The organism is Flexibacter flexilis DSM 6793 (assembly GCF_900112255.1).
Classification (GTDB): domain Bacteria; phylum Bacteroidota; class Bacteroidia; order Cytophagales; family Flexibacteraceae; genus Flexibacter; species Flexibacter flexilis.
Genome location: NZ_FOLE01000001.1, coordinates 1 through 26,660, shown reverse-complemented (window position 1 = coordinate 26,660; position 26,660 = coordinate 1). Strand labels below are relative to the sequence as shown.

The window sequence follows — 26,660 nt, the reverse complement described above, 5'->3', positions numbered from 1 at the left end:
ACTATAACATAAAAAACGCGACACCTCTTATGTAGGGCATCGCGTTTTTTTATAAGAAGAATATTGAAAAAGTAGTTTTATTGGACTTTGTTGAATTTCAGTTGCATATCAGGCTTAATGAACATAATCCCCGTTGTGGCGACCGTATCCCCAGCAGCGATACCTTCCACAATCTCAACCATTTGTGGTTGGCGCACGCCTGTTTTTACCACGCGCATTTCAGCTTTGCCATTTTTTACCACTACTATTTTTTTGTCTCTTGCCTGCGGAATAATGGCTTGTGTCGGCACTACTAATGCATTGTTATTGGCATCAACGGTCAGGCCTATTTCCACGAAAGTACCCGAAACGAGACGTTTGTCGTTTTCTTGCACTACGGCACGAAGTTTCAGGTTGCGTGTGTCGGCGTTGATATTATCTTCGCTGGCCAACACTTTCGCCGAGAAAGTATCGGCGATGGCGGCTACTTTAAAATTCAGTTTTTGGCCAGTTTTGAGCAAATGACTATATTTTTCGGGAACGCTAAAATCCAGTTTTAGTGGCGAGGTTTGGCGAATAGTCGCAACCGCCGTGGCAGGCGTAAGGTACGCGCCATCGCTGATGTTGCGCAAGCCAATTACGCCCGTAAATGGTGCACGCATTTCTGTTTTAGAAACTTGTACACGAATCAATTCCATGTCGGCCTTGATGTTGTTTACTTGCAACTCGGCTGTGTCAAAATCCTGTTGACTTACGCCATTGATAGCCAAAAGTTCTTGTTGGCGTTTGAGCGTGTTTTCGGCGATTTTGAGTTGGGTTTGGAGCTTGTGCAATTGCGCCACCAAATCGCCATCAAATATTTTTACAAGCAATGTTCCTTTCTTAACTGTTTGTCCTTCAGGCAAATGAAGTTTTACGACTCTGCCCGAAACTTCCGAGAAAAGTGTTGTTTCTTCGGCGGGAATAAGCGTGCCAGAGACCGTGATTTTTTCGCTAATGGCCATCGGTTTTACGATGTAGCCTTGCAAATTGGCCTGCACGTTTGGCATTGCACCAGCCGCAGGTGCGCCCGCTTTCGTGTCCGAATGGCAAGCCCACAATCCCCCTGACAAAATCACTGTGCCTAAGGCTGTTAGCGGCTGAAGTATTGTTTTTTTCATAGCTGAATTGTTCGATAGATAGATACAATCTCCTACAACAAAATCTTATTATAATAGTTCGCTTTCCGTACAATTATGTAGTATTTCCGAAAAGCTATGTTGCGAAAGGAGTTGTTTGTGTTATTTGGCCGAGTTATTGGGGAGTTTGGCCGAGTTTTAAAAAAAAATAGCGAAAGAAATATGTTACTTTGTATAGAAACTCAACAAAGCACTATCGACGATTTGTTGCTAAAAATTACGTCTTGTGGTTGATATTTTGGGATTGTGTATAATACAAAAATCAAAATGAGACAACTGTTTTATTTTGATGTAGCTATACTTTTCTATGATTTTTATCATAAATCTTAATAAATAATATTTAAATACATTAAATTTGTGCTTACTAATACATATTTTGATTTCAATTCTATGAAAAAGTTACGTTTGATTTTTGTACTTTCTCTTTTTACGTCGTTTTCGACTTTTGCGCAAACGACTGATTATAAATTTCAATCTTTATTTGTCTATAATATTGCTAAATTAGCAAAATGGACACCTGATCATGAGGCAGGCGATTTTAAAATTGCCATTTTGGGCAATAAGCAAGTGGCCGAAACAATGTCGCAAGCATTGACCAACAAAAAAGTTGGCGCACAAAATATTAAAGTAGAAGTGTTTAACGATATAAATGATGTTTCGTCTTGTCATATTTTGTTTGTGCCTGCCACAACCAAAGTGCCGATTGAGAAACTGACCAAAGTCGTAGAAAAAAATAATATTATGCTGGTAACCGAGCGCGACGGCTGGGGCAGAAAAGGCAGTGCCATTAATTTTATTATGGTGGACGGTAAAATGAAATTTGAAGTAAACCAAGAAGCTGCCCAAAAAGCCAACGTAAAGCTATCCAATAGCCTTACGGCAATGGGCATTGTTTTATAATCGGTTGTTTTATTCTTCTAACCAAACAAATTAGGCCATTGAAATTTCAATAGCTCTTTTCTCTATTTATTTTATATGAAAAAAAAATACTTTTTATTGGTAGCATACGCCACATTTTTAGGACAAATGACGGCGTATGCTCAGACAGACACGACCCAAGCAGATTTGCAAAAACTACTAAATATTGATTTTGAGGACACGCAAGTCCGTAAAAGTTTGGACGCTACCAAAGTAGAGTCAGCCTCCAAGAGCAAAGAAAATCTGGCCGATGCGGCGGGTTTGCTCACCGTGATAGACCGTCAAGAAATGGCGGCGTTTGGCGGCAACGACCTGAGCGACGTACTTAACCGCGTGGTGGGAATGTACATGGCGGGTTCGTATTATTTCCCCAATAACATGGCCACGATTCGCGGCGATTTGCAAACGCATACGGCAAGCCACGTACTTATTTTGATAGATGGCCGCCCTTGCAGAGAAAGTTTTTATGGTGGCGTGGACTTGGCCATTTTCAATACGTTTCCGCTGGAGGCCTTGGAACGCATCGAAATTATACGCGGGCCGGGCAGTGTGCTATATGGTACGAATGCTTTTACGGGCGTTATTAATTTGATAATGAAGCAAGAGCACAAAAACGTAACGAAAGTTAGCACGCAAGTGGGTTCGTTCGGGACGGTCGGCGCGTCGCTTTTGCAAAGCCAACAGAAAGAAGATTTTAAACTTACGTCTGCGGTGCGTTATTTCAACCAACAGGGTTGGGATTTGACGGCCACCGACGCGAAAGGCGTAACCAAAACCGTTAATTACGGCCAACAAAACCTTTCGGTCAGTATGTTAGGTAGTTACAAAAAAATCTCATTCAGAGGGTTTTATGGAAATTCGTTGCGCGACGTGATAGGCGAAAAACCCGAATGGCCAAGTGATGGAACGACTAACAAACTCAATACTTACAGGGCTTTTGCTGATATTGGGTACAGACATGATTTTTCGTCGAAATGGTATGCTACACATAATTTTACGCTTAATGGCTTTTCGCAACGTTCTGTGCGTTCTGACCGTCCCGTACATTTTTTCTCAAATGATGGGCTGTTGGAGGTAACGCATTTTATTCGCCCCACCGAAAAAGTAAATATTGTGGCGGGGCTGCTGGCCACGCGCCTGACGGGTAGGGGAGATGCCGTAGATAAAAATACGAATCAACCCACCGAATTTGTAAAAGCTTATGACGAATGGCGCGGCGCGGCGTACGTGCAAGCCGACTATCGCCCAAGTGCACATTTGAAACTGATTGCGGGAGCGCAGGCCAACAAAGTTCCGAGTTTTCAGGCGGATTTTGCGCCACGCTGGGGGCTAATCGCCAACCTCAATGAAGCCACAGGTATAAAAGTGCTGTACGGAAATGCTTTTAAATCTGCTTCACAATCAGAACGTTACTCCAATATTTCGTCTAATGTCGGCAATCCGAATCTTGTCCCCGAAACGGTCGGAACGTTTGATGCACAATGGTTTTATCAGGATTTGAATTATCAATTGGCCGTAGGATATTTTAACAGCCATCAAAAAAATACGCTTGTTCGTAAGACAATTAATGGCATTGCCTATTATTTTAATGAAGGTACGCTCAACTCGCAAGGCGTAGAAGTGGAGGCCAAAATAATGCCAACGCAGCAACTAACCCTTACGCTTTCTTCGTCCTACCAAGAAAATAAAAACGACAAAGGTTGGTACAACATGAACACGACACCGAACGCAACCGTAAAAGGTGGGGTTTCGTATCGTACCACTAACGGACTGGCAGTGAGTGTATTTGATTCGTGGTTTTCAAAGCCCGCCACGTTGCGCAACGCCGATACAGGCGCGGACGTTACTACGCCTAATCCTACTGCCCAAGCGTTTCATTTGCTTTCGGCTAACGTTTCGGTAGATTTTCAACAACTTTTTGATACCAAGAAAATCCCTGCGCTTAATTTGGCCTGTTATGCCGACAATTTGTTGAACGAAAAAATCTATACGCCTGAGTTTTCGCGCCGCAATATCAATTCGTTGCCGTTGCGTGGTGGTAGGGCTTTTTACTTTACTTTTGCCGTGAAATTTTAGATGAAATATTAACTTTATAATCATATTTTTTTAGATGAAAAAAATACTACTCGTCTCTTTGTTGTGGCTTACTAGCTTGCCAGTTTGGGCGCAAACAGACTCTTCAGAAACAGACTTGCAGAACCTAATGGACATGAAGTTTAACGAAGACCAAGTGCGTGCTTACGTGAAACAAGAAAACCTGACGGTGGCTTCTACCAGCAGCCAAGCAGAAGAAGAAATCCCGTCGATTGTGTCGGTGATTACGCGCAAAGATATTTTGCTGTATGGCTACCGCGACTTGTCCGAAATCTTGCGATTTGTACCAGGTTTTGAGTATGGCATAGATGGCATCGCTTCGGCGGGGCAAGGCTTTCGGGGCGTATGGATGTACGAGGGCAAAGGTACGATTTTGCTTAACGGCTTGCCTGTCAATGACTATTTTTACGGTAATACCAATATTATCAATCAGTTTCCTGCCTCAATGATTGAGCGCGTAGAGATCATCCGTGGGCCGGGCAGTGTGTTGTATGGGGGCTTTTCGTTGGTTACGGTGGTCAATGTGATTACACGTTCGAACACTACGCCAGAAGGTTTGCGCCTGACTACCAACGGCCTCACGCTCGACGGCAAAGCCTTTGGCACAACTAATAATTTGTCTTTCAACACCAAAGTAGGGGAGTTGCAAATCAATGGTTCGGCGGGTTATAGTCTTCACCCAACTTCTACACGCAAATACACCGATTTTTGGGGCAATGAAGTGCAGTTCGGCAACGCCAACACGCCGCGCCAAAGCTATTACCAAACCTTGCAATTGGAATACAAAGGCCTTCAGATAAAATATCATCATTTCAAATTTGCGTTTACGGGTCAAGATGGTTTTGATACGGTGGTGGCGCGTAACAGCTATGGCAAAAACACTGAATATTTCGAGAATTATTCGGACGCTGTGCGCATCAAATACGAAAGTGATTTTAGTAAAAAAATAAAGATAGAGCCACAAGCAGAGTATTCGCGCGGCAACCCGATGTTTGGCGCGACAAATTCTTTTTCGCAACTCAACGGCAATTTGTTGGGGCCAGCGGCCATTAACCACCATTTTAGAGGTCAGGTAATTGGTACGTTCAAGCTCGCGCATCACAGCGAACTAATTGCGGGTGGTGGCTATACACACGATATTGCCCAAAACAGAACCGCATCGGGTGCTCCTGCCATGTACGGTTCGGGAGGCATTACGGACACCAGCGAATATTCTCGTTTCACGCGTTCGGTTTTTGGCTTTGCTCAATATAAATATCAATTTAATACCAATTGGCAAGTCTTTGTCGCCGACCGCTTCGAGCATAATACTTTTGGCGATGCCACTGCTCCGCGTGTGGGTTTGATTTTCTTTCAAGAGCCTTTTAATGTAAAAGTGTTGTATAGTCATGCGTATCGTATCCCGACACCTGGGCAAGCTTATAATAGTTGGATTGCCTATAATGACCAATTAAAGCCAGAAGAATCAGATAATTATGAAATAGAAATGGGCTACCGTTTTACGGATAATATTAACCTGAAAACCAATCTTTACTACATAGACATTAAGCATTCTATATTGTGGAATGGTGGTGAAAAGTCGTATGTGAATGCTGGCGAAGTAAAATCTATGGGCGTAGAAGGCACGCTTAATGTAGCATATACCAAATGGGGTGGTTTTATGAATTTCTCGTACAACAGACCCGCCAAAGGCAGTACAGACGAATATTTGACCGCAGATAAAGAATATACCTTGGGTTTGCCGCCGCTCAAAGTGAATGTTGGGGCGCATTATCGCGTTGGTAAAGTAACTTTTGGTCTTACGGGAACGTATTTTAGCAAACGTTATGGCCCTTCGGCGGAGTTTGCAAGAGAGGCATTAGCTACACACCATTATCATAATCATCAATCTACGAGCTATCCGCAGTTGTTTATGGCTAATTTGAGTGTGGGCGTAAAGGAGATTGCCAAAAACCTAAATATGCGCCTGACTGGAAGTAACTTGTTTAATGCCAAATACATACTGATTCAGCCGTATTATGCAGGCCATGCGCCAAGCCCAGCCAACGACCGCCAAATTACGCTGCAATTCACCTATGAGTTTATAAAATAGCATAATTGGTACTACCTAAAAGCAAGCATCTTACATTATGAGGTGCTTGCTTTTTTATTGTCCACGGTTATTGTAAAAGTTATAACAATGCGCCTGTAATAAGTGTTTTTTGTTAGAAAAGTTCTAAATAATTGAAATAAAAAAAATGTTTTGGACGTACAAAAAGCCAAATAAATTATTTTAATTATTGTAGTTTTTAGATTTTAAAATACTGAAAAATGTTATTTTTTTTACTGTATTGTATGTCTTTTTTAAGAAAAAAATATGCGGTATTTGCCCGATGTAATTATTCTTTTTTTGCCTTAAAAAGCGAAATATTGTTTTTGTGAATATTGTATGAAAATAATACACTGTCTGTATATGTAGCTTTCTGAATGTCATATAATTAGAAAATCGAATGTTTTCATTATTTATTATTGATTATGAGATGTTTATGAGATTTTATATTTCTTGTTTTATGCTCTGTTTTTAAATATTCTGCTTTGTTATTATTTAATTTTAATGTATTGCAAGAAAATGCATCAGTGTTATTACATGGTATATGGTATAATTTTTGGAATTATTTTTTGAAAATAGTATTAAAGTTTACCTTTGTCTCATTGATTTTGTGTTATTTATTATTCAAAATCATCACCAATTTACCTAGTCAGAATATGTCTAAATAATGGTGTTATTATTTAATCATATTCCTACGTTATTAGATTTCTCTACATATAATTCAACAAGGATATTTCCTGCTGAATAATTTTGTTTTATTTTAATTTATCTACCTATGACAAGAAATTACCATACAGTGGTAAAGCCCCAAAATTTCTATAAAATGGCGGCTTTTGTGTTACTTTTTTCTCAAAGCGTTTTTGCACAAAACGAATCTGAGGCACCCAAAAAAGAGAAAGATTTGATGGAAATGAGCTTGGAAGAACTTCTGGAAGTGGAAGTACCAATTGGCTCTTTAGTGAATTTGAAGCAGTACTCAAAACCTGTGGCTATTACTGTGATTACCAAAGATGACATTCGTGTGAGTGCAAGCCGTAATATGCTTGATTTGCTGGAAACGTATGTCCCTGGTTTTTTCTGGCTTGATCACCAATCGGAAGGAATGGCTGCGGCTATGAGGGGTATTTCCTCTAACCGAAATCTGAAATTTCTGTTGCTTGTTAACGGTGTAGTAGTAAATAACAGAGCGCACAAGGGGATGGTATCCGAGATTTCTAATTGGGATTTGGATGATATTGAAAAAATAGAAGTAGTACGCGGTCCTGGGTCGGTAACGTATGGACCAGGGGCAATTGCTGGCGTTATTAGCATTACGACCAAGAGGGCAATGGAGGAAAGTGTTGTTGGGGCTTCGGTGAATTATAAGTCTGAATATCAGTCGCGCGGCTTGAATTTGTATGCAGGAGGCAAATCGACATCTGGAGTGAAAAGTTTGTTTTATGGCAGTATTCAATCTACTGACGGAATTAATCACCCTGAAGTATTTACTGCTAAGTCATTTACTGATTACGGTTTGCCAGATCAAATGAAAACACCTGTTCCTATTAATCCATACATGAGAGATGCTTTAAACATTCCTCAGTTGAAATTAATGGCAGATTTTGATTTTGGAAAAGGCTATAAATTTTTTACGCGCTATAACCAAGCAGGGGCTTTTGGTAATCCATTTGAAAGATACAGACCATTGTCTTCTTTTAATGTTACAAGCAATAAGCCTGTTTACAAAGGGGATGCGATTCCTAGTATGTACAGCAGAAATCAGCAATTTTTGGCGATAGCAGAAAAGAAATTTACGTTGAATGATCGACTTGAGTTGAGTACTAATATTGTATATGATAATGAAAATAATTATAGTATTCGTTATCAAACCTTATCAACGCTTACTAATACGAATCTGGACAGCCTCAAACTTCGTGAGCTGACTAGCATTATGAATTTGTCGAGCTTACGACACGCCATTTATCAGTATTCGGAAAGACAAATAACAGGCAAAGCCGTTCTTACTTACAAAAGTGCTAATAATAAATTTCAAGGAGCTTTTGGTACGGAATTGACGAATAATCATTGGGCTGCACCTTGGTTTAAATCGGCTTCGGCCATTCGTTTGGGTGACCAACGCGAAATTGTAAGCGATTCAACGGTATTAGCTGTATCAAATACAGGGGTGGGAGCTAGTGCGAACCAAATTACTGCGAACCAAGGCGTATATGTAGGCAATGGTTGGCAAACGAATACCATTTCTTTTTATGGTGAAGGAAGCTATGTACTGACTGATAAAATTAGTTTGTTGGCATCGGCCAGAACAGATAAAGATACTTATTCAAAGTGGTTATTTTCACCTCGCTTGGCGGTATTATTTGATTTTTATAAACATACGTTCCGTGTGGTTGGGCTACAATCTACTCGTATGAATACGGCCTCTCAGATGTTAGTTGAACATCGTGCGGGGCGTGTTTCGCCTACCGAAAAATTGCGAGCATTGGAAGTGTTGTACACCTACGTGCATAGCCCAAAACTGATTACAGAAGCAAATGTGTATTACAATTCAACCGAAATTTTGGATTGGTCAACTAGCACTTTGGGCGTAGTAGCATTAGGAAAGTCTCAAACCGCTGGCGCAGAAATAGCTGTTACTTATAAAGCGAATAACCTTTCGGTGGGATTTAACCATGCCATTGTAGGGCTTGTGGACTGGAAATTAAATGCAGACCAAGTGGGTAGTGGTATTAGTTATTCGGATTATAATCAGCCGATTGCATTTACCAATAATGGTGTGAGAGATACCGTATATATCAAAGGTACAGGCAAAAAGTTGAGTAATTATGCCCAAAATATCACGAAATTATTTGCAACCTATACGTTGTTAGACCAGAAATTGACTTTGCATCTAGATACACGTATTCTGTGGAATTTTGCAGGTTCTGATGATGGTTTGTCTGCTTATCAAAACGCTGTGAGCGATGTTCCTAGTGGTTTTGGGCAGCAAGTGAGGGATTTTGTAAGTAGCACTCGAGCCAATAATATCTATAAAACAGATTTGCGTTGCAATGCTTCGGTGGCATATAAAATATATAACAACCTCCAAATCAGTGCCTATTGCAATAATTTGTTTTATACCAATAAAGCGCGTAGATATTTCTACGATTCTGGTTTTAATGCAAGCAATCCGAGCAAGTTGCGATACACGCAAGAACCTCGTTTTGTGGGGCTAAAATTAGCATATGAATTATAATCTTAATCCATCGTATTCTTTTATTAATTACCATGAAAATAAGTGTTTGCTCGCTTAAATTCATGATTTTATAATCTTATCAAACAAGCTGTAACATTATGAAAAAAACGTTAGTACTCTGTATTTTGTATTTTTGGTCGGTGTTTGTAACATTTGGACAGGCGGCTGATTATAAATTCCAATCATTGTTTTTATATAATATTGGAAAGTTATCAAAGTGGACACCCGAACGAGAAGTAGGTGATTTTAAAGTAGGGGTGTGGGGCGACAAGCAAATTGCCGAAACAATGTCTAGAGCATTGTTAGATAAAAAAATCGGCAATCAGGATATAAAGGTATCTTTGTTTGAAGACGCTTCCGACATTGCAGGTTGCCATATTCTTTTTGTGCCTGCGATGGCGAGAGTTTCGATTGAAAAATTAGCACCAATCATCGAAAAAAACAATATAATGTTGATTACAGAACACGAAGGTTGGGGGAAAAAAGGCAGCATCATTAATTTTGTGATTGTGAATGGGAAAATGAAATTTGAAGTAAATCCCATAGCGGCCCAAAAAGCCAATGTAAAGTTGTCGAATAGTTTGATGGCTATGGGTATTTTGATATAGTCATTATTTGGTAGTTAATAATAAAAAAACGCACTTCAAGACTTATTTGAAGTGCGTTTTTTTATGGTAGTTATAAGCTATTTTGCTGCAGAAGATTCAACAATTGTGGCAGTTTGTCGGGCGAAACGGGAACTTCTGTTCCGTGTTTGAGATAGACTACGCCTCCGTCGCTTTTTTTGTATTCTGTAATGTGTTCTACATTGATAATGAAAGACTTATGTACTCTCAGGAATGTTTGTACATTCTGGAGTGTATCTTCAAAATAGCCTAAATTCTTACTGACCAATACCTTTTCCCCGTCGGCTAATAGCACTTCTGTATAAGCTCCTGAGCCTTTGAATAACAAGATGTCGCTGTGGTCTATATAGCGTACTGATTGGCCGATTGGTAAGCCTAATTTAACGGCTGGGCGTTGGCCAAAATGGGTTTGTAGTGCCTGTACTTGCGTTTTTGAAAAGCGGTTACGTTGTATTTGAAAACGATTTACCGCCGCTTGCAACAAGTTTGGAGCGATGGGTTTGAGCAAATAATCAATGGCCATGAGCTTGAAGGCATCAATGGCATGATTGTTATAGGCTGTCGTGAAAATAATACCAAATTCGACGGATTCTACATCAAAAAATTGCCCCAAATCCAAACCGCTATAACCTGGCATTTCAATATCTAAGAAAATAAGGTCTGGTTTATATTTGTTGATGGCCTTAATGCCTGATACCAATTCGGGCGCGTCTGCCACTACGGTTATTTCAGGACAATAGTCCTCAAGCATAGCGCGTAACAATAGCCTTGCTTTGGGCTCATCGTCTATGATAATGGCGTTTAGGTTGTTACTCATTCTGTATTTTTTATAGTTGAATAATTGGAATAATAATAGTTACGCGTGTTCCTGTTGCTTGTTGTTGTGTGTCATACAAATCTTCAATTTCTACTCCGACGTTGTCTGTCCCTTGGCTGTTCAAGATTTGTAAACGCCGTTGGTTGGCCTCGCTCGAAAATGACTGATGAGTATTGGCGCGGTGTTTACGCAACTCCGCTGCTTTTTGTCGGCCTATGCCATTGTCCTCTACAACCACTTGCAGTCTAATATCGGAAAGTAATTCCATTTTAATGGATAATTTTTTAACTCCCTGCCTATGCAAAAGCCCATGTCGAATGGCATTTTCTACGTATGGCTGGATCAGCATGGTTGGTAGGCACGTGGAATTTAGATTTATTTTTTCTGGTGCGATGATTTCATATTCAAAATCTGTTTCAAAACGAGCCGATTCTAATTCTAAATATAAATTAAGTGCCGTAATCTCTTCCTGCAAGCTAATATTTTCTTTGTTGGACATATCCAAAATCATGCGTGTAAGCTGCGCAAACCGATTCAGATATTCCGATGCATTTCGGCGGTCGTTCAGGTAAATGTACGACTGAATTGTATTGAGTGCATTAAATAAAAAATGAGGATTCATTTGCGATTTAATGGACGAAAGCATCGACTTTTGTAAATCTAATTCTAATTGTAAATTGTCTTCAATTATTTTGTTTTTCTCTTGTATTTCTTTTAGTCTTTGCTGATAAATGAGTATGGTAACGCCAATCAACCCAAGAATCGAAATCAATACAAACCACCATGTTTGCCAAAATGGAGGATTGATACGAAAACGATAAAAAACCGAGTTTCCTTCTACTCCGTCTTCGTTGCGTGCTTTGAGTTCTATTTGGTATCTATTGGGAGCTAATGATAGCAAACTTAATACGTTTAAGTTTTTTTCTAATGTCAACCATTCTCCATTGTTGATTTTATACAGAACAGTAGAGGAATTGTAACCTCTATAATTGATTAAAGAGAAGTTTATTTTGATATTTTTGGTGTAATAAGGTAAATCTATTTCAGTGTTTGGTTCTATATTTTTTAGACTGTCTGCTTCTATTTTTTCTACAATAAGAGATGGTTTTTGATTATTATGAGAAACTAAATTTACGGGGAATTTAATAAGTTTATTAGATGCTAAATAAACGGTATCATTATATACGGCAATGTCTCGTATTTCTTCGCTATTAATACCGTCATTTATATTATAAGTTTCAATTTTATCGCTAACCAAATTAAACTTTTGAATTACATTATCGAACAGTATCCATAGGTGATTTTTATAGTAAATAGATTTACGTGTTTCGTTAGAGTAAAGACCATCTTTTGTCGTAATATTTTTAAATATTTTTTTCTCTTTGGCTATGAATAATCCTTTCATAGTTGAAGAAATTATCAATAAATTTCTAGGTGTTATACAAATGTGGCTGGCAATGACATCTTGTCCCTTATATTTAAGATATTGTTTTTCTTTAGGAGTTATATACATGATACCCAGTGAATTAGCAAAATAAAGGCTAGTGTCAGCGGGGCTATAGGCAACCGAATACACGCGCTTTGCCATAAAATCAATATCCTTAAAATTTTTCATTAAGTTCATATTCGCCTGAATATCGTGCATATATTTTTTGAATAAATACGACTCTTTGGGATTGTATCCGCCATGAAAATATACTTTTTCGTTGCCTGTAGAGGCTACTGCGTACATATTTTTTTCTATATAGACTACGTCTTTAAGAGCAATATCAAATGCAGCCTTTATGTTGTATATTCGCATAACATCGGAAGCTACCAAAAAAGAATTTTTTTCGTTATAAACAGGATATATTTTGCGAATATTATGTCTTTTATTGTATTGAATTAGCTTCTTAAATCGACCATTTTTGTAGGTAGTAATACTATTGTCAGACGTTCCCATATATAACGTATTGTCAATATGAGACAACGAAATAATATTATCTTCAATGGGTGCTTCTATTACATTAAGATTTTTAACTAATAAAATGCCATTTTCTTTAGTAGCAATCCAATAATTATTTTCATTGTCTTGCATGACAGAGCAGATGCTATATTCTTGAAAATAGAGTTTTACAGTCTTGGGATTGAGCGTTTTATCAAAAATATAAGCCCCTTTGTTGGTACAAACCCAAACCGATGAATCAGGCAAAGTTTTTACCGTATGAAAAATTAAATTATCATTAAACTGATAAATAATTTCTGTTTTATCTTTTGTTAATTTGGATAAATAAAGTGGAGGAACACTTTTGCCAATCCCTAATATTTTATCAAAATAATTATATATATAAAATACTAAGTATCCGTCTTTGTAATTTGTTTTTTGCTTTTTACTTAAGTTTTGCATGTTGCCTGCAGTGCTCCACATTAAGTATTCATTATTGCGGAAAAGTGCCCAAGAATATAGCTCAGAATCTTTTTGATACGAATGTATTTTGTTACCACTTTTGAGGTCAAAACACATCAAATTTTCGTTGTTCTGGCACCATAATTTTGTCCCTGTATTATCAAAGCTATAAAAATAAAATTCACTCGCCTGATATGGTTCGAATAGTTGCAAGGAATCTTGGTCTGCATAAAATAGCTGCCCGTTAAAAGCCTGATACCAAATACGGTCATAGCCATCCATGGCCAATTGACTACCTGCTTTACTTTTCTGCTGGGTGGTCTGATAGCTTTTAAATGTTTTCCCATCATACCTAAAAAGCCCTTTTTCAGTTGCCAGCCAAATGAAGCCTTTTTTGTCTTGCAAAATGTCATAGACGGTGTTCGTTGGCAATCCTTCTTTTATTCCAAATATCTCAATAGCAGGGTTTTGCGCGTGAGTCTGCCTCGCCTGAATCGTCAGACTAAAGAGCAAAATCAGAAAGTAAAACCAATACTTCATTTGTATTACTTGAGAGATAAAACGATCACTTACTATTTCATGTTAAAGGTGATTGCAGCCAAAAGGAGAGGGGGGCTCGATTGTAATTATTCTAAGATTTTCGTATTTCCGAACGCTTAAGCTCGTAAATGGCGTTGGCTTGTTTCAATAAACGTTGCAAATGCTCATCTATATTGTTGGGCTGAATGCCACCATAAACATAACGGTCTATGGCTTGTAGCGTCTCTTTTAGTTTTGTATCGGGCAAATGCTGGTTTATTTCGCGGGTGGTATAAGTGCTATACGGAATGTTATCTACTTTTTCTATGTATTTTTTCCAAATAGTTTGGGCTTTTTCCAAACCAAGTGCCGACGGGTTTTTCAAAATTTGATTCGTTAGCTTATCAAATGAACCATGAAACGCTTTATGCCTTTGATACATAATCAATAATTTGAATGCCCTGTTCAATGGTTTACCCAAAAAACTGTTGGCCAGTAGGAGCAAAATAAGTAAAAAAGTAGCACCAATCCCCCAGTAAATATAATTAAATTCTGTTTTTATCTGCCAGAAAATCGTGTCAGCAATAAGGTTCTCTTGTATTTTAACACTGTTACGAATAATAAGTGTGTCCTCATCTGTCCACTCCGCTAACGAATCGCCAGACGGCAACAGCACGTATATCGGCAAACTCAAATTCTGTAAACTATCTAATTCAAAAGTTGTAACAGTATAAACTGCACTGTCCATACTTTGCAAACTATCTGAGCGAGTAGTAAAAAATGCTTTGCGCACAAATTCAAAAGGCGCGAAATCGTGCGAAGAATCAGGAAAAACAACTTGTATATTTTTGTCGTGCTTAAAACTCAAGGAATATTGCACGGGTTGCCCCACTTGTGCCGTGTCTTTCAGAAAGCGACCATGTGGTAAATTACTTTGTGGTGTTAGATTTTGCCCAAGTACGTCCGTTGTAGCCGCCCACAAGGTTACGATACTTAGCCAACAACAAAATACTAATCTCAATTGCATTATTATATTTTTGTGGTTTGGATGCCCAAAACTCAAATAACGCGAAAAAAAAACGCTATTGCCAATAAAACACACAAAAAACGCTCGTAACATTATTTTTCAGTTCATATTTTTTTCTTTTTCCATAGTTGCACCTGAAAAGGCTTGCTGCAAATACTGTCGCGCAAGTGCAATGTTTGTTGAAAATTTAAGCCCGAAAACTCGCAATGTTCCAGCCACAAAATAGCAGAGCCTAAACTGGGTTCTGGCCATTGCCCCAAAAGTGTGTATTGTTTTGTATTAAAACGTTGTGCCGTCGGGATATTGGCTAAAAAACGATAATCGTCCAGTAGCAGATATTCGTAATGTTGTGCCGCCGAATCCTCGAACGCAAAATGAATGTTGGCTTCGGGTAAATATTGAAACGCATTAATTCCAACCGTACTAACTAATTCATTTTTAGTGTTTTTTGGTAAAATGTCGGCTGCTTTGGCGTAATTGCTATGCGTGTAAGGGCGAATGTTTTGCCACGTAGCCACTGCCGACCAACTCACGCACAAAAGCCCAGTTGCATATTTTAAAACGAGTTTCTTAGAAAATAAATTTTGTATTTTGGAAAGACCAAATCCCACCGACAAGGTGCACAGTGGCAAGAGAATGCGGGGAGCTTTGGGCAAAAGACAAATCTCTGTAAAATACAAAACAATGATTAGTAGTACAATGCTTTCAACATCAGCGTTACGGAGTTTTGCCCAGCGGTTTTTGTGAAAGAAAAAGGTAAAGATTCCCGCCAAAATAAAAAGCAATGTTATGAGGTTGTCGAACTGCCAAAAGTATTTGAAATAGAAAATCCAGTCGTGCCCCAAGGCCAGCGAAACGCCCGCCGCATTGGCTTCGGGACGCAAAAGTACGTGGTACAGCACGGCAGGATACAACCAAAATTTTAGCCCCACAGCGTAGCCCAAACACATCGCGGCCAAAATCGGAAAACTTGCTGCAATCAGAATGCTAAGTATTTGTTTTACAGTAATTTGTTTTTCTTTTTGAATAAAAAAAATAAAAAGAAAAATACCCCAAACAAGCAGGAGTTTGTAGTTAATTGTCAGCCCGACACTTGCCCAAAATGCAGCTTTCCAGTAGCCCGATGCTTGGCGAATACTTACTAAAAAATAATGCAAAACTACCGCCACACACACCAAACTAAGTGCTTCGATGGAAAAACCACGCGCATTATGTACCAGTACAGGACTTAAGCCCACCGCGCCCACAAAAGCCCCTATTTGCCACGCCTGCCACTTGCTCCAATGCGTCCAAAATATTGCCCACGCCACGACGGCAGCGACCATAATGCCAGCGTTGAAGGCTTGTAAAAATACAAATTTTGGCCACAGCCAATAAAGCGGCGCAAACAGCACAAAAAAAGTAGGGGAGGCATGATTGTAAAGGTTTGCCCAATTGCCATCGGTTATTTGCTTGATAATGTGTGCGTTGTAAGTAGCATCGAACGTCGGCAAACCCAAGTCGGGGAGCGGCTGCACATAAATAAGCCACAAACCAAAACCCATGAGTATCAGGTTTAGTTTGTGGCTTATGTGGTTGATTTTCATTGGATTAGAACCCTAACATTTCCGCCATTCCGAACACGCCTTCACGCCCTTTGAGCCATTCGGCAGCCAATACCGCACCCGTCGCGAAACCCTCGCGGCTGTGTGCCGTGTGTGTCAGTGTGATGGTGTCGATGGCCGACTCGTAACTAACCGTGTGCGTACCTGGTACGTGAGGTTCGCGCAATGCTTTGATAATGAGGTCTGTATCTTGTGCACCTTCGTTCAAAGTCCATTGGTTTTTGCGTGAAAAATTTTGCAAAATCCCTTCCGCTAAGGTAATGGCTGTGCCGCTTGGCGCGTCTTTTTTCTCGGTGTGATGGATTTCTTCCATGCGCACATCGTACACGGGATATTTTTCAAAAACCTGTGCCGCCAATTTGTTCAGGTGAAAAAATAAATTGACTCCGATACTAAAATTTGACGCATGAAAAAACGCGCCATTGTGTTGATTTACAATTGCTTCTGCTTCTGGACGACGCGCGTACCAACCCGTAGTACCACAGACAACCGCAATGTTATTTTTGGCGCAATAGCTCACGTGCTCAAAAGCGGCTTCGGGCTGCGTAAACTCAATGGCCACATCGGTATTTTGGCCGTTGAACTGATTGAGTTTGTCGGGGCTGCTGCTGCTGATACGGCCTACAATTTCGTGGCCGCGTTGCAAGGCTATTTGCTCAATGAATTTGCCCATTTTGCCGTAGCCTATTAGTAAAATCTTCATGGGTTGTATTTTGTTATGAAAAGTTCTTCTGTTGCTTGGGTCGGCAAAATTAACGAAAAAAAGCAGTTGAACGCCCGAAATTTTGGCGAATTGCTGCCCCAAACGATTGTTTTTGATTGGGCAAATATGGATATTGTCCCAAAAGATTTACACCAAATGTTACGAACAATCTACCAAACTATACGATATTCTTTTCCCCTCCAACTGCTGTTGCATCAGCTGCGACAGAATCAGTTTTTTTTGCTTATGTGGCTGATAATGTTTGGGTTTGTGTCCGAACAAGTAGGCCGAACGGTAGGCGCGTCGTATTTGATGCTCGACCCCGAATATTGCAATCACATTTCTTACAGTAGTTTGTTTGTGATGGGTTTGTCGGTGGCGATGTTTACGATGGCGTTCCATATTTCGGGCTATATTTTGCACGGCCAAAACTTCATTTTTTTGGCCTCGGTGCGGCGGCCATTGGTCAAATATTACCTGAACAATAGCCTAATTCCCTTTGGATTTTTGTTTTATTATCTCTATAGATTCATTGATTTTCAGATAAATAACGGTTTGCAGCCTTCCGCCCAAATATTCAAGGAAGTGGGCGGTTTTCTGCTCGGTTATGGCTTGGTGCATTTGGTTACGCTGCTTTATTTTTCGTTTACCTATACCGATATTTTTCAGTTTGTGGCGCAGCGCGTGGACAAGCAATTGCGCAAAAACAAAATTTACAGAGTGAATGTGATTAAGCGTTTGGAAAATGCGCAGCCTTCGGATTATCGCGTGGATTGGTATTTTGAAACGCCTTTTAGCATTGTTGCCCCGCAAGATATTAGCCATCACGAACGCCTATTGATTGGGAAAGTTTTTAGCCAAAACCACCTGAAAGCCTTTATTTTGGAGCTAATAGCGATTTCGTTGCTGCTGGCGTTGGGAGCTTTACGCGACAATACGCTGGTGCAAATTCCTGCGGCGGCCAGTACGTTTTTGTTGCTTTCGCTGATGATGATGTTTGCGGGTGCGTTGGCTTATTGGTTGCGACAATGGGCGGCAACGGCTTTTCTGGTGCTCATTGTTTTGCTTAATTTGTTGGTTAGTAATGGTTTGTTAAGCCCTGATTATAAAGCTTTTGGGTTGGATTATAGCACCCAAACCGAATACAGCTTGGCACGCATTCGCGAGCTTGCAACGGATAGTTTGTATCGCGCGGATTTGGATTCTACGCAAATGATTATGAACCGTTGGCGCACCAAATTTGATACGAGTAGCCGCCCCAAAATGGTGTTTATCTGTACCAGTGGCGGCGGGCAAAGGGCGGCAGCTTGGACGGTGCGCGTGTTGCAATGCGCCGACAGCGTTACCAATGGCCAAGTGTTCAAAAATGCCATGCTGATTACGGGCGCGTCGGGCGGCATGATTGGGGCGGCGTATATGCGCGAACTTTTCCAGAGAAGCCAAACCGATACGAGCATTAACCTACAAAATCCTGCTTATTTTCAGAATATTACGAAGGATATGCTCAATCCCGTGATTTTTAGTTTGGTGGTGAACGATATGTTTTTGCGGTTGCAACGCTTCCGCGATGGCAGGTATTTTTATGAAAAAGACAGAGGTTATGCCTTTGAACAACAATTTCACCGCAATACGGATTATGTGCTAAACAAACGCCTTCGGGACTATATCGAGCCAGAACGCACGGCCAAAATTCCGATGATAGTGCTTTCGCCGACCATCATCAACGACGGACGCAAACTCTATATCTCGGCGCAATACGTGTCGTATTTGAGCAAAATCCGCATGCACTATTCCAACGAACTGGTAACACAGCGACAAAAAGGCGTAGATTTTCGCAGACTTTTCGCACAACAAAATGCCGATAACTTACAGTTTGTGAGTGCGTTGCGCATGAGTGCCACGTTCCCGTACATTACACCCAATATCACGATGCCATCGCGGCCAGCCATCGAAATCATGGACGCGGGACTCACCGACAACTACGGCGTAAGCGATGCGTTGCGGTTTATTTATACGTTTCGGGGTTGGATAAAAAAACACACGGGCGGCGTGGTGCTGCTTATTATTCGCGATTCGGGCAAGGAAGTGGAAATGGATATGAGTGCGAAACGGTCGGGTTTTGATAGGCTTTTCAACCCAATTGGGACTGTGTATAGCAATTGGGCGACGCTGCAAGACAATAACAATGATGTACAAATTGAGTTTGTGCAAGGGCTTTTCCCGCAAAAAATGCAGGTGCTCAATTTTCAGTATGTGCCGCGCAATTACAGCGATTCTTCGGCTACGGCACAAGCTAAAGCCGATACGTCGGGACATCGGCATTTGCAGGAAGAACGCGCTTCGTTGAGTTGGCACTTGACGGCCTTAGAGAAAAAAAGTTTGTATAATACGATTCAGCAGCCCGTCAATCAGGAAAGTTTGAAACGTTTGGAACAGCTTTTTGCTACGCCTGCGGCTAAGTAAAATACAAAACAGTTGCAAATTTTGGCAAATAAAAATTACTTGATTATATTTTGTTGATACAAAAAGGAATATGAATTGGCAAGAATACGAAAAACAAGTCTTTGAACACTTGTCTGTAATTTATCCAGACGCAAAGTTAGAGTTTAATAGTAAATTATTTGGAAAATATTCTAATGGTCTAAGACAATGTGATGTTGTAATAAGACAAATAATTGGTGACATTGAATATGTAACTTTAGTTGATGCAAAGTATTATTCAGATAAAATAGATGTCAAAGATGTAGAGACATTTATTTCTATGGCAAATGATATTAATGCTAATTATGGAATTCTTGTTTCACCCAAAGGATATTCAGAGTTAGCTTATAATAGAGCCGAAAATGACCCTTTACCCGTATTATTGGATATATTAACTTTAGAAGATTTAAAACAATTTCAATGCTATTGTGCAATTCCATACGCTGGAGAAAATGGATTACTTCTATTTCCTGCATTTGGATGGATTATTGACATAACACAAAGATTTGAAATGATAGCTTCAAGTTATAGAAAAGGATTTGGTTTTGAAGAAGCATTTAAAGAAAGAGAGTTTATTTATTTTCAAATTTGGGATACAAAAAAAGACCCCATTTTACCAGAGAACCTGTTACTTAATCAAGAATATCAGATACGAGAAAGGTTAAAAATCAAGGAATCTGAAATTAAAAAAATTGAATATGGTAATAAGAGTTTAATGCTAAGAAAGACAATCTCTGAAAACTATTTAGCCGTAGAATATGCTTGCGCAATTGAATATGATGGATTTATATTTTTTGGTGTTCTTATTTCTCCTGTAAATAGAGAGACTGTAAATAAGAATAAATTAGTGCAAATGGTTGCTAAAGCAGTGCCAATTAAGGTAATACAAAAATAAACAAAATTTGTAATGCCTAACTGTTGTTGATTTATTGCTGTGTTTTAATTATAGTTGTTGTATTCAAGCATAACAAAACAATATTCTTCACACCTTTAAATTTTAACGTATAGATACGCACTGTTTGGCACGTATCTATACGTTGAAATTTTATACATTTCCGCCGTCTTCGGGGGCTTGTTGGTCGAGCATTTCTATATCCTGAATCAATACTTTTTTGGCAATGGCCTTGCCCGTAAGGGTGGCCGCCAACCCGCCCAACGCAGTTTCTTTGTAGCGCGTTTCCATGCTTTGCCCGATTTCGCCCATCGCCGCAACGCATTCGTCCACAGGAATAACACCGCTCACACCCGCCAACGCAATTTGTGCCGACGAATAGGCAATGGCTGCCGCACTGGCGTTGCGCACCACACACGGCACTTCCACGAGTCCTGCTACGGGGTCGCATACCAGCCCCAACATACATTGTATCGTGATGCCCACGGCATTGAGTACCATTTCCACGCTGCCGCCCAAGCAATAGACCATCGCACCAGCGGCCATGGCTGCCGCGCTGCCTGTTTCGGCTTGGCAACCGCCCACCGCACCCGCAAGCGAGGCGTTTTGTTCGATAATCAGGGCAATGCCTGCGGCCACGAGCAAGCCTTCTAATATTTTGCGTTCGGGCAAGCCGTGCAACTGCTCCAGCGTAACCAAAGTACTGGGCAAAATGCCCGACGCACCAGCCGTCGGGGCGGCCACGATGCGTCCCATGCAGGAGTTTACCTCTTTGGCGGCCAAAGCTCTTGCTATGAGCATTTTAAATTCGGGTGAAAGTACGGTGATGGGCGAGTTGAGAACACGTTTAGCACCGTTATTTATCATGCCCGAACGAGAAGTCATGTCGTCGGTGAGGCCCGTCTGGACGGCTTCGCGCATGACCGTGTAGGCGCGTGTCATTCCGTCCCAAATCTCGGATTCGGCGCGGCCTTTTTGCTGCATTTCGTATTCGAGCACGGGCACGTATAAGGCTTTGTTTTCGGCCAAACAGTGCGCAGACCATTGTTGAAAATTATCAAATAATAAGGACATTTTTTTATTGGATATTTGGTGAAAGGGAATATGCTTTACTTTTGTTCTGAAAACCGATACAACTTTAAAACGGTTGTAGATTTGCAAAAATAGCCCGCAAAGCAACAAAAACTTTTTTAGAATTGTAAAATCGTTTGTGGGATTGACCAGCTAAAAGCTAAGTTACGAAATTATGAGCAAAATATTTTATGGTTGGCTTGTGCTGTTGGTTTGTGGGCTTGGATGCGTTTCGGGGCAGGCGCAAGCCTATCGTTTGGCGGCAGATTTTTCTATCAAAGAAAAACAACCCGACGGCCAGAACGTCCTGATTCTGGGGCGGGTGTATTATGATAAAAGGTATCTGAAAGTGGTGTACGACATTTCGTTTCCGCAACCCGAAATTTGGGTAACTTACGACACGCTACTGTACAAATTCGACAAGCAAGGCCAACTCAAATCGCGTTACCCGATTCCGCCGCTTTCGCGGTTTTCGGTGTTTCATTTGGCTCTTACGGGGCAGTTGCCGAACTACGGCCTCGACGGGACGGTGTACGCCATCGAAAAAACAGAACTCAGCGCACAAGGCATGGCCGTTACCACGTGGCAGCCCAGAACTTCGTTGCGGGACAAGTTGGGCAAAATCCTGACGCGCCAACAAAACAAAAGGCTTACGGGTGTGGTCATGTTCGATACGAAAGGGCAAGTGCTTCAGAAACAGCAGTTTGAGCAATACGGTAACACGCCGAACACTTCATTTTTCCCGTGCTACATCAGGCAAGTAACGATTGACGGCAAAGGGCAGGAATTTTATAAGATTAGTACTTTCAAGCATCTGGTAATCAATGAAAATGCGCATCAGGATTTGTATAATTTTAGGCTTGTTCGTTAGCTTGTGCGGCTACGGCCAAACGACCACACACACGCCGCCGCCTACGGAATGGCAGCAGTTGCGCAAGGCCATGCCGCCAGTGCCCAAGCCGCATGCGCATCATGCGGCAGTGCTTCGGCAAACCAAAGGCATCAAGAAAATGGCGGCGTATTTGTTCGTTTTTTACAAATATTATATCTCGTCGCAGGACGGCAACTCTTGTAGTTTTAAGCCCACTTGCTCGGAATTTGCCATGCAGGCCGTACGCGCCTACGGCTCAAAAGGTTTGTTGATGGCCTCCGATAGGCTGATGCGCTGCAATGGTTTGTCTTCGGACTTGTACGCGCGCGATAGCCTTTCGGGGCGGTTGTTAGACCCCGTACCGCCGAAGAAAGATGAGGTTTTGCCGTAACTTGTATTAAAGGCGCGTCTTTTTTTAAGAAAATGAGCATCTTGTTTTAGCGTTTAGTACACTTTTTTGTATGTTTGTTACATTAATAAGCTATTCATTCAAAGAAATTACTATGAAGAAAAATCATTTTGTTTTGGCTGCGTTGTTGGTGGTTGCGTCGGTGATGTCGGCGGCTGCCCAAAAATTTGAAGGGACGATTCGTTGGAAATTAAATTACGATATGGCCACGTTCCTCAAATCCGAAGCCATGAAAGAGTCCATGCAACAAGCCTCGCAGATGTTTGGCGGTGCGGATATGAACAATCCGCAAATGGTGCAAATGATTCAGGGCATGTTGCCGCAGGGTTTTGACATGAAAATCAAGGAAGGCAATACGCTGCTGAAAGTAAAAGGCGGAATGCAGGCCATGATGGGCGGCGGTGATGTGCTGTACCGCAAAGACAAAAAACAGTCGTATGTGGTGGATTACGCCCAAAAAATGTACAAAGAAATTAAAGACGAGGACGATGCGGCAGGCGCGAAAGCCAAAGTATCCAAAACCTCCGAAACCGCCACGATTGCAGGCCACAAATGCACGAAATACGTGGTAGAAACCAGCGTGGAAGGTACGAAATTCGCCCAACACATCTGGACAACAACCGACATTAAGGACATTGACAAAGACATTATCAAACAAATGAATGCAGGCCAAGAAAAAGCCTCTATTTTCTTTGAAGGGATGAAAGGTGTACCCCTGAAAGTAGCTATCCCAGAACTGGGCGTAGGCATGGAAGTAACCGAGCTGGTACGCGAAAAACTCAATAGTGCCGATTTCGTGATTCCTTCGGATTTTCGCAAAAGAGATTAATTTGTTTTTCTTATTAATCAATTCAACATCAACGAAGAAGCCACATTGTGTTATAACAGTGTGGCTTCTTCGTTGATGTTGAGTGATCAATTAACTTCTGTGTATTTTCGTTTGTGGCAAAACGATGTTTATTGATATGATAGACCTCTCTTGTTTAATCTATTGGTTGCCAAAGTTGTATTTTATTGCCCTCTGCGTCAAGTATATGCACAAATTTTCCGTATTCATATACTTCAATTTTATCTAAAATTGTAACGCCTTCTTTGGTCAATTCCTCGACCAATGCTTCCAAATTTTCGACTCTATAGTTAATCATAAAATCTTTGGTGGACGGCTCAAAATATTTGGTATCGTCAGCGAATGGCGACCATTGTGTTTGCGCTTTTTTGGTGCTGTCGGCACTCTCAAACCATTCAAAAGTAGCTCCGTATGGATTCGTGTCTAATCCTAAATGTTTTTGATACCATTCTGTTACTTTTTGCGGGTCTTTACATTTAAAGAAAATGCCGCCGATACCAGTTACTTTTTTCATGTGATAAGTTGTATTGTTTTGATATTGAAATGGTTGTGTTTATAAGCCTTGCTAAATGTAGCGATAAGTACAATAGATTGCAAAATCAATGAAATATAAAAAGCCCATACTTTTTACTGTACGGGCTTTTTCTTGTTTTAACAAAAGATTATTTTCTGGCTTCGCTTTGGCGGGCTACCATCCAACCAGGGTATTGCAATGGCAACGGACTGATTTCGTCTATTTTTTTCAAATCCTCTGCCGAAAGTTGCACGTTTACCGACGCAATGTTGTCGTTTAGTTGCGCGACAGTTTTTGCGCCAATAATGGTACTGGTTACGGCTGGCTGTTGGCGCACCCACGCCAAGGCCACTTGCGCCACGGTGGCGTTGTGTTGCGCGGCAATTTCTTGCATCACGTCCACCAAATCGTAGGCTTTTTCTTTGTTAATGGGCGGAAAATCAAAGGTTTCGCGTCTTGAACCGCTTGCGGCTGCTTGTTGGCGTGTAAATTTTCCACTCAAAAAACCACCCGACAACGGACTCCAAGGGAAAATCGCCAAACGGTGGTCTTGTGCCATCGGTACTACTTCGTGTTCGATGTCGCGACTTACTGCCGAATAATAGTATTGCAGCCCGATAAATTGCTGTAAACCATTGTATTTGGCGAATGCTTGCGCCTTGGCTACCAACCACGCAGGCCAGTTGCAAATGGCAATGTAACGCACTTTACCCGACAGCACGATGTCGTTTAGACTCTGTACGATTTGCTCAACGGAAGTTTTTGGGTCTGTGCCATGCACGTACAAAATGTCGAGGTAGTCGAGTTTCAAACGCTTGAGGCTGGCTTCTACGGAGTTGAAAATATGATAACGCGAAAGTCCCGCACTGTTGGGTTTGTCGTTCATTTTGCCCAAAACTTTGGAGGCGATTACGACCTCATCTCTGGCAATTTGTAGATCTTTGAGCGACTGCCCCAAAAGCGTTTCAGATTGTCCGAAAGAATAAACATTGGCTGTGTCTATGAAATTGATACCCGCTTGCCATGCCGCCCCAACCAAATTGTTTACTTCCTTTTGTTGCAAATTGCCGATACTGCTCCACATTCCCGCATCTTGGCCGCCAAAAGTCATTGTGCCTAAGCATAATTCCGAAACCATCAGGCCAGTTTCGCCCACATAGTTGTATTTCATTTTCTTTGATTTTTTAGTGATACAACAAATTGATATTGACACTGCAAAGATGCACGATTCCGAAGGCTGGCGGGTAGCTTGCGGCAAACAGAAAATAGCAAAAATCAAACAATTGTGTTTAATGGCGATATACTTTGGGCGTTACGTCCATGCTGCGTTTGAAAAAGGCGATAAAATGCGAAGGTTCTTCAAAACCCAAACAGTAGCCAATTTCCGAAATATTCCAGTCCGTATGTCGCAGCAGCGAACAGGCTTCCTGCAAAATCCGTTCGGCAATGAGCATAGACGTAGTCTTGCCTGTTACCGTTTTTAGGGCGCGGTTCAGGTGGTTGATGTGTACGGACAGGTGTGCCGCAAAATCCGCAGGAATCCGCAAGCGCATACGTTGTTGGGCGTATTCTATCGGAAATTGCCTTTCGAGTAGCTCGGCAAACAACGAAGTAATACGCTGATTAGCCGAATGGTTGGCCTGCGGTAAAGCGTTATTGGGGTTGAGCATCATGGTTTTGTGAATCATTTGCAAAACCAACGTGCGAAGCAAGTCATATTTGTAGGCGTATTCCGACCCGATTTGTAGCGTCATTTGCTCAAAAATAGCTTTAAAATCAGCTACTTGCGTTTCGGTCAGTTCATAAATCGGGAACGCTCCCAACTTGAACACTGGATATTCCTTGATATTGGGAATCTGGCTCATAAACGCTTCCGTAAACACGCAAAAATAACCCGCATGATGTTGCCCGATACGTTCAATTTTATACGGAATCATGGGATTGGCAAACACGATGCCCGCGTTCTTAATCTCAATGCTTTTGTCGGCGTAATGATATTGGCAATTGCCCAAATTCAGAGATATTTTGTAGTAATCTTTGCGGCGGTACGGAATGGGTTTGCTCGGATTTTGTATAAAATCTTCTATGTTAAAAACATTGAAATGCCCGATGTTTTTGCGCACATTATCAGGCACATAATCGAGTTTGTTTTTATAAAATTCTGCTAAAGAATAAATATTCATTATGTTTTCGTTGTTTTGTGGTGGTATCGTAAAGTGTTGATTTTCATAACTATAAAAAGTTTTTGCTTTTTATATATTATCATGTTTTGACACTATTTTGATACACCATGTAGCAAATGGTGTATCAAAAATAGCATGATTTTCTTAGGTCAAAACAATATTTTCCCCTAAAAGTGTGTATTGCACCTTATTACAAAGCGTTTCAATAGAGATGCTTTAA

At 40.9% G+C, this 26,660-nt stretch carries 20 protein-coding genes; 10 read left to right on the top strand and 10 right to left on the bottom strand.

All coding sequences use genetic code 11. The annotated features are described in order from the left end of the window. Positions 1-77: 77 nt before the first annotated feature. Entirely contained in the window at positions 78-1,139 is a 1,062-nt protein-coding gene (locus tag BM090_RS00100) for an efflux RND transporter periplasmic adaptor subunit (protein WP_091505503.1), read from the bottom strand. A gap of 408 nt (positions 1,140-1,547) precedes the next feature. Between BM090_RS00100 and BM090_RS00095 the strand changes: the two genes are divergently transcribed. The 5 genes from BM090_RS00095 (at position 1,548) to BM090_RS00075 (ending at position 10,098) form a co-directional block, all read left to right on the top strand. After that, positions 1,548-2,057 (top strand): YfiR family protein, encoded by a 510-nt coding sequence (locus BM090_RS00095; RefSeq protein WP_091505501.1) that lies wholly within the window; start codon positions 1,548-1,550, stop codon positions 2,055-2,057. A gap of 75 nt (positions 2,058-2,132) precedes the next feature. Next, positions 2,133-4,151: a TonB-dependent receptor plug domain-containing protein gene (locus BM090_RS00090; protein ID WP_091505499.1), complete on the top strand. Its 2,019-nt coding sequence runs from the start codon at positions 2,133-2,135 to the stop codon at positions 4,149-4,151. Positions 4,152-4,185: 34 nt separating this feature from the next. Then, positions 4,186-6,261 carry a TonB-dependent receptor plug domain-containing protein gene (locus BM090_RS00085; protein WP_091505496.1) on the top strand — a complete coding sequence of 692 codons (2,076 nt, stop codon included), beginning with the start codon at positions 4,186-4,188 and terminating at the stop codon, positions 6,259-6,261. 772 nt (positions 6,262-7,033) lie between these two features. Next, positions 7,034-9,490, top strand: coding sequence for a TonB-dependent receptor (locus tag BM090_RS00080; RefSeq protein WP_091505494.1), 2,457 nt, complete (start codon positions 7,034-7,036; stop codon positions 9,488-9,490). 98 nt (positions 9,491-9,588) lie between these two features. Next, positions 9,589-10,098, top strand: coding sequence for a YfiR family protein (locus BM090_RS00075; RefSeq protein ID WP_091505491.1), 510 nt, complete (start codon positions 9,589-9,591; stop codon positions 10,096-10,098). A 70-nt stretch (positions 10,099-10,168) separates the two neighbouring features. Here BM090_RS00075 and BM090_RS00070 read toward each other — a convergent pair whose 3' ends face one another. The 5 genes from BM090_RS00070 to dapB form a co-directional block, all read right to left on the bottom strand. Further along, on the bottom strand, positions 10,169-10,933 hold the full coding sequence (locus BM090_RS00070) for a LytR/AlgR family response regulator transcription factor (protein WP_091505488.1): 765 nt from the start codon (positions 10,931-10,933) through the stop codon (positions 10,169-10,171). Between the two features lie 10 nt (positions 10,934-10,943). Next, entirely contained in the window at positions 10,944-13,859 is a 2,916-nt protein-coding gene (locus BM090_RS00065; protein WP_091505485.1) for a sensor histidine kinase, read from the bottom strand. Positions 13,860-13,950: 91 nt separating this feature from the next. Continuing rightward, on the bottom strand, positions 13,951-14,865 hold the full coding sequence (locus tag BM090_RS00060) for a hypothetical protein (protein ID WP_143083817.1): 915 nt from the start codon (positions 14,863-14,865) through the stop codon (positions 13,951-13,953). A 104-nt stretch (positions 14,866-14,969) separates the two neighbouring features. After that, a complete protein-coding gene (locus BM090_RS00055) occupies positions 14,970-16,451 on the bottom strand; it encodes a hypothetical protein (protein ID WP_091505480.1) in 1,482 nt (493 codons plus the stop codon). A 4-nt stretch (positions 16,452-16,455) separates the two neighbouring features. Then, entirely contained in the window at positions 16,456-17,172 is a 717-nt protein-coding gene (gene dapB, locus BM090_RS00050) for a 4-hydroxy-tetrahydrodipicolinate reductase (protein ID WP_091505477.1), read from the bottom strand. A gap of 15 nt (positions 17,173-17,187) precedes the next feature. On the opposite strand from dapB, the gene BM090_RS00045 reads away from it, so the two are divergent. Together BM090_RS00045 and BM090_RS00040 are read left to right on the top strand one after the other, a co-directional pair. Beyond that, positions 17,188-19,635 carry a patatin-like phospholipase family protein gene (locus BM090_RS00045; protein WP_091505474.1) on the top strand — a complete coding sequence of 816 codons (2,448 nt, stop codon included), beginning with the start codon at positions 17,188-17,190 and terminating at the stop codon, positions 19,633-19,635. Between the two features lie 70 nt (positions 19,636-19,705). After that, positions 19,706-20,548, top strand: coding sequence for a restriction endonuclease (locus BM090_RS00040; protein ID WP_091505471.1), 843 nt, complete (start codon positions 19,706-19,708; stop codon positions 20,546-20,548). Between the two features lie 150 nt (positions 20,549-20,698). Here BM090_RS00040 and sdaAA read toward each other — a convergent pair whose 3' ends face one another. Next, the gene (gene sdaAA, locus BM090_RS00035; RefSeq protein ID WP_091507717.1) at positions 20,699-21,619 is read right to left on the bottom strand and encodes an L-serine ammonia-lyase, iron-sulfur-dependent, subunit alpha; all 921 of its coding nucleotides are present in this window, start codon (positions 21,617-21,619) and stop codon (positions 20,699-20,701) included. Between the two features lie 172 nt (positions 21,620-21,791). Here sdaAA and BM090_RS00030 point away from each other — a divergent pair, with 172 nt between their 5' ends. The 3 genes from BM090_RS00030 (at position 21,792) to BM090_RS00020 (ending at position 23,725) form a co-directional block, all read left to right on the top strand. Then, positions 21,792-22,487 (top strand): hypothetical protein, encoded by a 696-nt coding sequence (locus BM090_RS00030; RefSeq protein WP_091505469.1) that lies wholly within the window; start codon positions 21,792-21,794, stop codon positions 22,485-22,487. Continuing rightward, positions 22,447-22,878, top strand: coding sequence for a membrane protein insertion efficiency factor YidD (gene yidD / locus BM090_RS18655; protein WP_221405311.1), 432 nt, complete (start codon positions 22,447-22,449; stop codon positions 22,876-22,878). Before BM090_RS00030 ends, yidD begins: the two co-directional genes overlap by 41 nt. A gap of 112 nt (positions 22,879-22,990) precedes the next feature. Next, the gene (locus tag BM090_RS00020) at positions 22,991-23,725 is read left to right on the top strand and encodes a DUF4412 domain-containing protein (protein WP_177199789.1); all 735 of its coding nucleotides are present in this window, start codon (positions 22,991-22,993) and stop codon (positions 23,723-23,725) included. Positions 23,726-23,879: 154 nt separating this feature from the next. On the opposite strand, the gene BM090_RS00015 is transcribed toward BM090_RS00020, so the two are convergent. From BM090_RS00015 to BM090_RS00005, 3 genes are all read right to left on the bottom strand, one after another. Continuing rightward, positions 23,880-24,257: a VOC family protein gene (locus tag BM090_RS00015; protein ID WP_091505464.1), complete on the bottom strand. Its 378-nt coding sequence runs from the start codon at positions 24,255-24,257 to the stop codon at positions 23,880-23,882. A 148-nt stretch (positions 24,258-24,405) separates the two neighbouring features. Then, complete coding sequence (locus BM090_RS00010; protein ID WP_091505462.1) at positions 24,406-25,428, bottom strand: aldo/keto reductase; 1,023 nt, start codon at positions 25,426-25,428, stop codon at positions 24,406-24,408. A 118-nt stretch (positions 25,429-25,546) separates the two neighbouring features. Then, positions 25,547-26,440 (bottom strand): helix-turn-helix domain-containing protein, encoded by an 894-nt coding sequence (locus tag BM090_RS00005; protein WP_091505459.1) that lies wholly within the window; start codon positions 26,438-26,440, stop codon positions 25,547-25,549. Positions 26,441-26,660 lie beyond the last annotated feature (220 nt).